Genomic DNA, 8,111 nt, shown 5'->3' with positions numbered 1-8,111 from the left:
GGCATGAAGGACTCCAAGGTGATCGTGGCGATCAACAAGGACGAAGAGGCGCCGATCTTCTCGGTGGCCGACTACGGCCTCGTGGCCGACCTGTTCACGGCCGTGCCGGAACTGGTCAAGGCGCTCTGATCCATTCAGGTCGTGTGAGCCAAAGGGCATCGTTCGCGGTGCCCTTTTTCACATTGGTGCGTATTCGGCCAGGAGGCCGCAGGAGACAACCATGAGTTACATCGCCCCCCTCAAGGACATGCTGTTCGACATCGAGCATCTCGCGGACATCGCACAGGTGTCGCAGATGCCGGGACTGGAAGACGCGGGCCTCGAGACCGCCCAGGCCGTGCTCGAGGAGTGCGCCCGCTTCAATCAGGACGTCATCGCGCCGCTGAACGTGGCGGGCGACCGCAATCCCTCGTCGTTCAAGGACGGCCAGGTGACGACCACGGCGGGCTTCAAGGAAGCCTTCGCGCAGTACGCGAGCGGCGGCTGGCAGGGCCTGCAGCATCCTTCGGACTTCGGCGGCCAGGGCCTGCCGAAGACCATCGGCGCGGCCTGCGGCGAAATGCTCAACTCGGCCAACATGAGCTTCGCGCTGTGCCCGCTGCTGAGCGATGGCGCGATCGAGGCGCTGCTCACGGCCGGCTCCGACGAGCTCAAGGCGACCTACCTCGAGAAGCTGGTGAGCGGCCAGTGGACCGGCACCATGAACCTGACCGAGCCGCAAGCCGGCAGCGATCTCGCGATGGTGCGCAGCCGGGCCGAGCCGCAGCCTGACGGCAGCTACAAGGTGTTCGGCACCAAGATCTTCATCACCTACGGTGAGCACGACATGGCCGAGAACATCGTCCACCTCGTGCTGGCCCGCGTCACCGGCGCGCCCGAGGGCGTGAAGGGCATCAGCCTCTTCGTTTGCCCCAAGTTCCTCGTCAACAAGGACGGCTCGCCGGGCGCGCGCAACGACGTGCACTGCGTGAGCATCGAGCACAAGCTGGGCATCAAGGCCTCGCCGACGGCCGTGCTGCAATATGGCGACCACGGTGGCGCTGTCGGCTACCTGGTCGGCGAGGAAAACCGCGGCCTCGAGTACATGTTCATCATGATGAACTCGGCCCGCTACGCGGTGGGCATGCAGGGCATCGCGATCGCCGAGCGCGCCTACCAGCATGCGGTGGCCTACGCCAGGGACCGCGTGCAGAGCAGGCCGGTCGACGGCTCGATCAATGCCAGTGCGCCGATCATCCATCACCCGGACGTCAAGCGCATGCTGATGACGATGCGCGCCTACACCGAAGGCTGCCGCGCGATGGCCTCGGTGGCCGCGGCCGCCTACGACGCGACCCACCATCATCCCGATGCCGAGACGCGCAAGCAGAACCAGGCCTTCTACGAATACATGGTGCCGCTGGTCAAGGGCTACAGCACCGAGATGAGCCTGGAGGTCGCCTCGCTGGGCGTGCAGGTGCATGGCGGCATGGGCTTCATCGAGGAGACCGGCGCGGCGCAGTACCTGCGCGACGCCAAGATCCTGACCATCTACGAAGGCACCACCGCGATCCAGGCCAACGACCTCGTGGGCCGCAAGACCGCGCGCGACGGCGGCCAGACCGCAAAGGCGATCGCCGCGCAGATCGAGAAGACCGAAGCCGAGCTCGCGAAGCGCGGCAGCGCCGATGCGCAGGCGGTGGCGAAGCGGCTCAAGGCCGCACGCGAAGCTTTCGTCGACGTGGTCGGCTTCGTCGCCGGCCAGACCAGGGCGGCGCCCAATGCGGTGTTCGCGGGCAGCGTGCCCTACCTGATGCTCGCAGGCAACGTGGTGGCCGGCTGGCAGCTGGCGCGCTCGCTGCTGGTGGCCGAGGACCTCGCCCAGGCCGGGACCGACGTGGCTTTCATGAAAGCCAAGATCGCCACCGCGCGCTTCTACGCGGAGCACATCCTGAACAAGGCGCCGGGCATCCGAGACAGCATCGTCGACGGCGCCGACAGCGTCACGGCGCTCGCGCTCGACGCCTTCTAAAACAAGACTTCATTCATTTCCGGAGACACCATGTCCAAGCTGCCGCCCGTGCTCGCCAATCTTCCGCTGCCCATCATCGGCTCGCCGCTGTTCATCATCAGCAATCCCAAGCTGGTGATCGCCCAGTGCAAGGCCGGCGTGGTGGGCTCGATGCCCGCGCTCAATGCGCGCCCCGCGGCGCAGCTCGAGGAATGGCTGATCGAGATCACCGAGGAACTGGCCGCCTACAACAAGGCCCACCCGGACAAGCCGGCCGCGCCGTTCGCCATCAACCAGATCGTGCACAAGAGCAATGACCGGCTCGAGCACGACATGGAGATGGTCGTGAAGTACAAGGTGCCGATCGTCATCACCTCGCTGGGCGCGCGCACCGACGTCAACGACGCGGTCCACAGCTACGGCGGCGTGACGCTGCACGACATCATCAACAACAACTTCGCGAAGAAGGCGATCGAGAAGGGCGCCGACGGCATCATCGCGGTGGCGGCCGGCGCTGGCGGCCATGCGGGCGTGAAGAGCCCGTTCGCGCTGATCCAGGAAATCCGCCAGTGGTTCGACGGCCCGATCGCGCTGTCGGGCTCGATCGCCAACGGCGGCGCCGTGCTCGCCGCGCAGGCCATGGGTGCCGACTTCGCCTACATCGGCACCGCCTTCATCGCGACCGAGGAAGCGCGCGCCAGCGCCGAGTACAAGCAGGCGATCGTCGACGGCACCTCCGACGACATCGTCTATTCGAACCTCTTCACCGGCGTCCACGGCAACTACCTCGCGCCCAGCATCGTGGCCGCCGGCATGGACCCGGCCAACCTGCCCGAAGGCGACCTGAAGACCATGAACTTCGGCGGCGCCGAGGGCAGCAAGACCAAGGCCTGGAAGGACATCTGGGGCTCGGGCCAGGGCATCGGCGYGGTCACCGAGGTGGCGACCGCCGCGGACTTCGTCGAGAAGCTCAAGCGCGAGTACCTGGAAGCGCGGCGCCGCCTCGCCCTGTGAAACTCCCCCCGATGCGCCTGCGGCGCCTCCCCCGCGGGGGGCGATACCAGCGGCCCGGCAAAGCCGGTTCCGCGGTATCCCTGGCATGGGATCGCCGAAGACCGTGACGAGAGAGCCTGCAGCATCGAGCCGCATGCCGCTGCTCGATGCGGTCAAGGGCATCGCCTGTGCGCTGATCGTCGGCCACCACCTCGCGCGCTACGGCCCGCTGCAGGAGGGAGCGTCCTCGCTGGCGCCGGCGCTGTTCGAATGGCTGGCCCAGGACGGCCGGCTGGCGGTGCAGGTGTTCCTGGTGCTGGCCGGCTTCCTGGCGGCCGGCAGCCTGGCGCCCGATGGCGTGCTGCGGGTCGACCGGCCGCTGGCGCGGGTGGGCCAGCGCTATGGCCGTCTGGTGATGCCCTACCTGGCCGCGCTGAGCTTCAGCGTGCTGGTCGCCGCGCTGGTCCGGCCCTGGCTGGCCGGCGACACGGTGCCGGCCGCGCCCGGGCTGGCGCAGTTGCTGGCGCACGGCCTGCTGCTGCAGGACCTGCTGGGCTTCGACGCCTTGTCGACCGGCGTCTGGTACGTGGCCATCGACTTCCAGTTGTTCGTGCTCGCGCTGGCGGCGATCGGCCTGTCGGAACTGCTGCAGCGGCGCTGGTCGCTGGGCCGCGAGCGCTCGCGATGGCTGGTGGCGGGGCTGGTGCTGGCGCTGGTGGTGGCTTCGCTGGCGGTGTTCAACCGGCAGCAGGAGCTCGATGCCACCGCGATCTACTTCTTCGGCTCCTACGGGCTGGGCATGCTGGTCTTCTGGATCGGGCGCGCCACCCGCGACAGCACCTGGCGCTATGCCGTGCTGCTGCTGGTGCTGATCGGCGCCGCGGCGCTCGCGCTCGACTGGCGCAGCCGCATCGCGATCGCCCTGGTCACGGCGCTGGCGGTGGCCGTGGTGCAGCGGCGCGACGGCCTCGCGCCCGCCGCCTGGCCGCGCTTCGGTGCACCGCTGGTGCGGCTCGGACGGATTTCCTATTCGCTGTTCCTGATCCACTTCCCGGTGCTGCTGCTGGTGAGCGCGGTGGTGAGCCAGCTGCTGCCGGCGACGCCGTGGATCGACCTGCTGGGCCTGCTGGCGACCTTCGCGCTGTCGATCGCGGCCGCATCGCTGCTGTATCGCTGGGTCGAGTCGCGGCCCGCCACCTGGCGCGCGGTGCTGGCCCTGTTCGCGGGCCTGCTGGCCTGCGGCTTGCTCGTGTCGCGCTAGACCACCGATCGTTCGTAGGCCGCGGCGTACTGGCGGCCGAGCACCCTCGATGGATTGAGGCCCTGGTGGAAGTCGAAGAAGGCGTGGCCTTCCTGGGCCACCGCCGCCGGATCGGCGAACCAGATCGCCAGCGCCTCGGCCAGGGCGCCGGCGTCTCCATAGGGCAGGGCGTTCGGCAGTCTTCGCTGCGTCGGCAGGCAGTCGCGCGATCCGTCGACGTCGGTGAGAAGGGAGGCACGCCCGGCGGCCGCCGCTTCGATCGTGACGATGCCCTGGCCCTCGATGGAACTCACGAGAATCGCGAACAGCGATTGCGCATACTCGCTTCGGACGTCGCCCACATAGCCACGGAAAACGACACGGTCGCCGAGTCCCAGGGCCTGGCACTTCTGCTCGAGGTCCTGGCGCAACGGTCCTTCGCCGACCAGCACCAGTTCGGCGTCGATGCCCCGGTCGCGCAGCAGGGCCCAGGCCTCGATCAGCGTCGCATGGCCCTTGACCGGGACGAATCTCGCCACGCAGACGGCGCGTCGGCGCACCGTGTCCGGGTCGATCGCGGGGCATTGCGGCGGGAAGGGGGTCGGATTGCCCAGGATCTCGATGTCCCGCGTGCGCGTGGTGGCGAGGATGTTGTCCCTGACCGAATGTGTGACCGCGATCGCGCGGCGCGGGCTCAGCAGCCAGAACGGGGCCGAGAAGCCGTAGGTGAGGTTGCCCGAATAGAGCACCGGCCGTCGCAGCAGCGGCTGCAGCGCCGTCAGCACCATCGACAGCCGCCGGTGGTGCACGTGGATGAGGTCGATGTCCCAGGCGTCCAGCAGGCGCTTCAGGCGCTTGACGCTGTGCCAGAAGACCCGCGGGCGGCCCGACATCAAGGCCAGGTGCTGGAGGCGATCGGGTGCCATCCATGACACGTCTTCTTCTTCGTCGCCGTAGCGGCAGCTGATGAAGTGGTTCTCGATGCCGTAGGGCTGAACGGCCTCGTGGATGCGGCGAATCGCCATCGTCACGCCGCTGCTTCGGTAGTAGTTGGGGTTGATGACGCAGATGTTCATGGGCTTCTGGTAGCTTAACGACCCTCTGCCCGGCAGCGCCGGCTCGCATCTCGTATGATCGATGAGTTTTCAGTAAATTCTGAAATTACAGTAATCCAATACGTGAACTCGTCCGCCCGCTCGTTCGCCAGCCTGGTCCAGGGCGCCGCCGCGCTGCTGTGGCTGCCGCAGGCCGCCTTGCTGGCCTGGGCGGTGCAGCGGCTCGGGGCCGGCGAGGGCCTCACCGCCGTCCTGTTGCCGGCGGCCGGCATCCTGCTGCTGGGCCTGGGGCGCGCGGCCGCCGAGGCCTGGGGCATGCGCCGCGTGTATGCGCAGGCGCGCTTGCGCCTGTCCGCCTTGCGGGCCCAGGTCGCGGCTGCGCTGGCGGCGCGCTCGCCGCTGGACAGCGCGCGACCGGCCTCCGGCCTGGCCGCCAGCGTGATCGCGGAGCAGGCCGAGGCGGTGGTGCCCTACCTGGTGCGCTACGGTCCGGCGCGCTGGCGGGCGATGGTGGTGCCGCTGGTCATCGTGGCGGTGGTGGCCGGCCTGTCCTGGGTGGCGGCCGCGGTGCTGCTGGTCGCGGCGCCGCTGATCCCGGTCTTCATGGCCATCGTGGGCTGGCGCGCCAAGGCGGCGAGCGAGGCGCAGATGGTCGAGATGGGCGGCATGAACGGCTTCCTGCTCGATCGCCTGCGCGGCCTCGCGACCCTGCGTTCGCTCGGCGCCGTCGATGCCACCGCACGCCGCCTGGGCGAAGCGGCGCAGTCCCTGCGCAGCCGCACGATGGCGGTGCTGCGCATCGCCTTCCTGTCGTCCGCGGTGCTGGAGTTGTTCTCGGCGCTGGGCGTCGCGATGGTGGCGGCATACGTCGGCTTCCATCTGCTGGGCACCTTCGAGTTCGGCACCTGGGGCCGTTCGCTGAGCCTGGGCGAGGGCCTGTTCATCCTGCTGCTGGCGCCGGCCTTCTTCGAGCCGCTGCGCGAGCTGTCGGCGGTCTGGCACGACCGCGCGGCCGGCGAGGCCGCGCTGGCATCGCTGGACCGGCTGGCCGACGGCGGCGTYGCATTGCCCGGGGCTTCCGTGGCGCCAGGGCGGCCGGATTCGCCGCCGGGGTCCAGGGGCGCGGCGCCCTCGGTCCGCGTGCGCGGCCTGTGCTTCTCGCATGCCGGCGAGGACGCCTTCTTCGAGAACTACGAGCTGCGCGTGGCCGCGGGCGAGCACGTGGCGCTGATGGGCCCCAGCGGCTCGGGCAAGACCGCCTTGCTGAGCCTGATCGCCGGCCTGGTGCCGGCGCAGCGCGGCGAGATCCTGATCGGCGGCGTGCCGCTGGCCGACGACACCGTGGCCGGGCTGCGCGCGCGCATGGCCTGGATGGGCCAGAAGCCCCATGTCTTCGGTGCTTCGGTGCAGGCCAACGTGGCGCTCGGGCGCGCCGGCGTGCAGGCGGCGCAGGTGGAGGCCGCGATGYGCTTCGCCGCGCTCGACGGCGTCGCCCAGGCCCGTCCGGGTATCGCGCTGGGGGAGGGCGGCAGCGGCCTGTCGGGCGGTGAAGCCGTGCGGCTGGCGCTGGCGCGCGTGGCGGCGCATCTCGATGCCGACCTGCTTCTGGTCGACGAGCCGACCGCCCACCTCGACAGCGAGACCGCGGAGCGCGTCGCCGATGCCCTGATGCAGCTGGCGCGCGGCAAGACCCTGATCGCCGCCACCCACGACCCCGTGCTGGCTGCGCGCATGGGCCGCGTGATCCGGCTCGACGAGCTGCCGGCGAAGGAGGCCGCATGAGCCGCCGGGCCGCTCCCAAGGCGAATACCGAAGCGCTGCTGCGCGAAGGTTTTCCGATGAGCGCCGCGCCGGGCCGCCCCAAGCAAGCTCGCACCGCAGTGCGAAGCACGGAGGTTGCCCAATGACATTTCTGCACGATGTCCGGCCGGTGCTGAAGGCTTTCGTGGGCGCGCAGCCGCGCCGCCTGGCGCTGGGCGCGGCGCTGGCGGCGCTGACCGTGCTGATGGGCATGGCGCTGCTGGGCCTGTCGGGCTGGTTCATCACCGCCACCGCGCTGGCCGGCCTGCAGGCCGCGACCGCGCTGCGGTTCGACGTCTTCATGCCGTCGGCCGGCATCCGGCTGCTGGCGCTGGGCCGCACCGGCTCGCGCTATGCCGAGCGGCTGGTCACGCACGACGCCACCTTCGGGGTGCTGGCGGCGCTGCGCGAGCGCCTGTTCCGGGGCTGGGCCCGGCCCGAGGCCGCACGCCGGCTGCTGGCCCGGCCGGCCCGGCTGCTGTTCCGCCTGACCGCCGACATCGACGCCCTCGAGTCTTTCTACCTGCGGCTGCTGGTGCCGGCCGGGGCGGCGCTGGGCGCGGCGCTGCTGGCCGGTGGCGTGCTGGGGGTCATGRACGCCTGGATGGGCGCCGCGCTGGCGCTCTGGCTRATCGTCGCGGGCTGGGGCATCGCGCTGGTGGTGGCCGCGCGCGCCCGGCCGGCGGCGGTGCGGCGCGCGCATGCCATCGAAGCCCTGCGCGCTCGCGTCGCCGACCTGGTGGCCGGTCAGACCGAACTGGTCATGGCGGGCCGGATCGATGCGCAGCGCGAAGCCCTGGCGGTCGCCGATCGCCATCTGGCGCGGGCCGATCATGCGCTCAACCGGCTCGAAGCCCGGTCCGGCATGGCCTACGGCATGGCCGGCACGCTGACCCTGGTCGGCGTGCTGCTGGCGGCGGGCGCGCTGGTGGGCGAGGGCGCGATCGGCGCGCCGGCCGCGGCGCTGGCGCTGCTGGTGGCGCTCACCGCGATCGCGCGGCGCTGGCGCTGCTGGTGGCGCTCACCGCGATCG

The 8,111-nt window shown here is 70.4% G+C and carries 6 protein-coding genes and 1 pseudogene; 6 read left to right on the top strand and 1 reads right to left on the bottom strand.

Annotated elements, in window-relative coordinates; translation table 11 throughout:
• The 4 genes and pseudogenes from AC1D2K_RS24405 to AC1D2K_RS24390 all read left to right on the top strand — a co-directional run.
• Window positions 1-129: pseudogene (locus AC1D2K_RS24405) on the top strand (electron transfer flavoprotein subunit alpha/FixB family protein); the annotation flags it as partial.
• Between the two features lie 91 nt (window positions 130-220).
• Window positions 221-2,011 carry an acyl-CoA dehydrogenase gene (locus tag AC1D2K_RS24400; protein ID WP_478091648.1) on the top strand — a complete coding sequence of 597 codons (1,791 nt, stop codon included), beginning with the start codon at window positions 221-223 and terminating at the stop codon, window positions 2,009-2,011.
• 30 nt (window positions 2,012-2,041) lie between these two features.
• Window positions 2,042-3,004, top strand: a complete 963-nt coding sequence (locus tag AC1D2K_RS24395; protein WP_478091646.1) for an NAD(P)H-dependent flavin oxidoreductase — start codon at window positions 2,042-2,044, stop codon at window positions 3,002-3,004.
• Between the two features lie 133 nt (window positions 3,005-3,137).
• On the top strand, window positions 3,138-4,244 hold the full coding sequence (locus AC1D2K_RS24390) for an acyltransferase family protein (RefSeq protein ID WP_478091645.1): 1,107 nt from the start codon (window positions 3,138-3,140) through the stop codon (window positions 4,242-4,244).
• On the opposite strand, the gene AC1D2K_RS24385 is transcribed toward AC1D2K_RS24390, so the two are convergent.
• Window positions 4,241-5,299: a glycosyltransferase family 4 protein gene (locus AC1D2K_RS24385; RefSeq protein ID WP_478091643.1), complete on the bottom strand. Its 1,059-nt coding sequence runs from the start codon at window positions 5,297-5,299 to the stop codon at window positions 4,241-4,243. The genes AC1D2K_RS24390 and AC1D2K_RS24385 overlap by 4 nt on opposite strands.
• A gap of 54 nt (window positions 5,300-5,353) precedes the next feature.
• Here AC1D2K_RS24385 and cydD point away from each other — a divergent pair, with 54 nt between their 5' ends.
• Window positions 5,354-7,060, top strand: a complete 1,707-nt coding sequence (gene cydD, locus AC1D2K_RS24380; RefSeq protein WP_478091641.1) for a thiol reductant ABC exporter subunit CydD — start codon at window positions 5,354-5,356, stop codon at window positions 7,058-7,060.
• Between the two features lie 121 nt (window positions 7,061-7,181).
• Window positions 7,182-8,111 (top strand): ABC transporter domain-containing protein (locus AC1D2K_RS24375; protein WP_478091640.1); only part of this gene is annotated, 930 nt, incomplete at its 3' end.

The sequence above is a fragment of the Variovorax sp. P1_H12_2 genome, from assembly GCF_056405335.1.
The sequence above is the reverse complement of the archived record's forward strand: the minus strand, read 5'-3'. Positions and strand labels throughout refer to the sequence as shown.

What these genes read in the sequence shown, in the direction of transcription:
- AC1D2K_RS24400 (WP_478091648.1), top strand. Translation starts at nt 221, where the DNA reads ATGAGTTACATCGCCCCCCTCAAGGACATGCTGTTCGACATCGAGCAT.
- AC1D2K_RS24390 (WP_478091645.1), top strand. Translation starts at nt 3,138, where the DNA reads ATGCCGCTGCTCGATGCGGTCAAGGGCATCGCCTGTGCGCTGATCGTC.
- AC1D2K_RS24385 (WP_478091643.1), bottom strand. Translation starts at nt 5,299, where the DNA reads ATGAACATCTGCGTCATCAACCCCAACTACTACCGAAGCAGCGGCGTG.